This window comes from Marinilactibacillus piezotolerans (assembly GCF_900114235.1).
In the GTDB taxonomy this organism is placed as follows: Bacteria; Bacillota; Bacilli; order Lactobacillales; family Carnobacteriaceae_A; genus Marinilactibacillus; species Marinilactibacillus piezotolerans.
In genome coordinates, this window is the sequence record NZ_FOSJ01000099.1 from 1 (window position 1) to 2,514 (window position 2,514).

Sequence of the window (2,514 nt, forward strand, 5' to 3'; positions counted from 1 at the left end):
GATTTCTTCAGTTGTATGTTTACTGTTTGAACGCATAAAAATCCCCCTAAAGTAATTTTACTTTTTTAAGTGTCTACTTTAGGGGGAGCATATCAAACATTCGAGTGTCTCCCTTTTTCTATTGGCTTGTGCCAATAAAATTGGTTGTCTTATGCCAGCAACAGCAAGCTCCCCGCCATTACAGCCATGCCGCCGATTAGTCCCCAAATAGCGATATGATGCTCCGCGTACTTTTCTGCAGTGGGAAGCAGTTCATCGAGTGAGATGTATACCATAATCCCTGCCACTCCGGCAAACAAAAGCCCGATGAGTGTTTCGCTGATGAAAGGACGCAGTATGGTAAATCCAATTATTGCTCCTAAAGGTTCAGAAAGCCCTGAAAGAAAACTGTATTTGAACGCTTGGCGTTTGCTTCCAGTAGCATAATAAATGGGAACGGAAACCGACATACCTTCTGGAATATTGTGAATAGCAATAGCAACAGCGGTGCTGATTCCCAGTGTTGGATCCTCTAATGCACTGAGAAAAGTGGCCAAACCTTCTGGAAAGTTATGAATCCCAATGGCCAAAGCAGAAAACATCCCCATCCGCAGTAGTTTCCCATTTTCTTCTTCTTTCTTTTCTTCCTCTGTTGTTTGTTTTTCTACAGTCTCCATATCAGACACATCTCTAATTTCATGATTAGATTTTGACTAAATATTTTATAGGGAAATAACGTCATTAGAAGAATGTCTGACATACCGTATCAATCTAAAAAGAAAATAACTAAAATCATAGAACCCCTTCTGATTTTACGACTCAGGAGAGGTTCTATGATTAGATTCGTGATTTATATATCATAAACAATCCTCTTCATTACGATATAGTCATTTATAATAGTCTAACTTTCAATAAGAGATTAAAGCAATTGCTTTTGAGATTCTACGGTGATTTCAAGTAATTTATTCATAAAAGGATAGTCCTCTTTCATTCGGTCAAACTCATCACCAGTATCCAGAAAGCGTGCCCGTCCTTCAATTAAGAATCCTGTTCCTTGATACCCATTGAACCCTTCAACTTCTCGACTCCCTAGAGTCAAGATAACGTTGTCATTCTTAACCACATCCTCTTGAACGCTTGTAAATCCAGCTATTGGCACTAAAATGCGTTCATCATCAGTTATACGTAAAAATGAATTCCATGTACAACGAACATGTGGGGCCTCACCGCTTCCCCATGATGTAACAGAAACCACACCCTCGTGCTGGATAACTTTGAAAAAATTTTCACTTAACATATTTTGCCTCCTATATTAATCTGTCGTATTTCACAGGAATCATACCACTAAAAGGAACATACATTCAATGGTAGTGTTGGTTGGAGAACCCCTTGGGCTAAGTTGGTCTTCAGGTAAATGGATTTTCCGTCGGCCGCAACGTTTTTTTTTGCTTTGTATTGCTTGTGGTAGTCAAGGGCTGTGTGGCCTTCTTTAAAGAAGGAAACGACTGTGTGAATGGTTTGTCTCGAACGCGTCAGATACTGAGAAATCTTGAGAACAGAAATGTTATTTCGGTGATAAGATTCTATTAAAACTAATTCGTCCGTGGTAAGACGGGTGTAGGTCATTCGCGATCACTCCTCTGTTTTCTTTGGTCGGAGATACAGTTTGAGTGTACCACGAACGGCTCTTTTAATTGTCTAACTTAATTTTACAATTTGCGTAATTATTTCGAATGGAAAGCGAAGATAACTTATATGAAGTCAGAAACAGTTACTAATTTAGTTCCGATTGTAGATGATCAAACAAAAATGCTTATTTTAGGATCCATGCCAGGAGTAGAATCACTTCAAAAAGCACAATACTACACTAACTCGCGCAATCAGTTTTGGAAAATTATAGTAAAAATTTTCAATGACAAAGAACCCAATAGCTACACTGAGCGGATTGCTCTCTTACAAGATAATCATATAGGACTCTGGGATGTGATTCATTCCTGTAAGAGAGTAGGAAGCTTAGACTCCGCTATTTCAGAGGAAGTTCCTAACGACTTTATATCTTTTTTTGAACAGTATCCCTCAATAAAAGGTGTTGGTTTTAATGGCAGTAAGGCATATACTACTTTTAAGAAACTAGTAGGTTTTCGTTTTTTCCCGGATATTCAGTTCGTTAAGTTGCCATCTACTAGTCCTACTCCTGGAAAAAACGTGAAATCTTTTGAAGGAAAAACTGCAGAGTGGGAGAAGTTTATAGAAAAATCGTAGCCATGATGAATATACGTAACTAAGTTTTAAACCTTAAATTTTATACAAGCGAAAATTTAAGAAGAAGTATCCCTAACACAAAGTAGTTTATGATAAAAAAATTATTTACAAGATACCTGAATAATTCATACTTTGACTTTAAACCGTCTGAAACTGGCTAACGGCAGTCTTCATTTACTTTTTCTTTTTCACCTGTTAAGTGATGAAAAAAGAACCCCGTTCTGATATGGTAAAGGTGTCTAAACCAACCATAAGAAAGGAGTTCTCTTCATG

The 2,514-nt window shown here is 37.6% G+C and carries 2 protein-coding genes and 2 pseudogenes; 1 reads left to right on the forward strand and 3 read right to left on the reverse strand.

Features of this window, described 5'->3' with window-relative positions:
- Nucleotides 1–149 precede the first annotated feature (149 nt).
- The 3 genes and pseudogenes from zupT to BM212_RS12900 form a co-directional block, all read right to left on the reverse strand.
- Nucleotides 150–644: pseudogene (zupT, locus tag BM212_RS12145) on the reverse strand (zinc transporter ZupT); the annotation flags it as partial.
- A 254-nt stretch (nucleotides 645–898) separates the two neighbouring features.
- Nucleotides 899–1,276, reverse strand: a complete 378-nt coding sequence (locus BM212_RS12150; RefSeq protein WP_072693669.1) for a pyridoxamine 5'-phosphate oxidase family protein — start codon at nucleotides 1,274–1,276, stop codon at nucleotides 899–901.
- A gap of 96 nt (nucleotides 1,277–1,372) precedes the next feature.
- Nucleotides 1,373–1,605, reverse strand: a pseudogene (locus BM212_RS12900) (IS30 family transposase); the annotation flags it as partial.
- 129 nt (nucleotides 1,606–1,734) lie between these two features.
- Between BM212_RS12900 and BM212_RS12160 the strand changes: the two are divergent.
- On the forward strand, nucleotides 1,735–2,241 hold the full coding sequence (locus BM212_RS12160) for a DNA-deoxyinosine glycosylase (RefSeq protein WP_072693671.1): 507 nt from the start codon (nucleotides 1,735–1,737) through the stop codon (nucleotides 2,239–2,241).
- The last annotated feature ends 273 nt before the right edge of the window (nucleotides 2,242–2,514 follow it).

What these genes read in the sequence shown, in the direction of transcription:
- BM212_RS12150 (WP_072693669.1), bottom strand. Translation starts at nt 1,276, where the DNA reads ATGTTAAGTGAAAATTTTTTCAAAGTTATCCAGCACGAGGGTGTGGTT.
- BM212_RS12160 (WP_072693671.1), top strand. Translation starts at nt 1,735, where the DNA reads ATGAAGTCAGAAACAGTTACTAATTTAGTTCCGATTGTAGATGATCAA.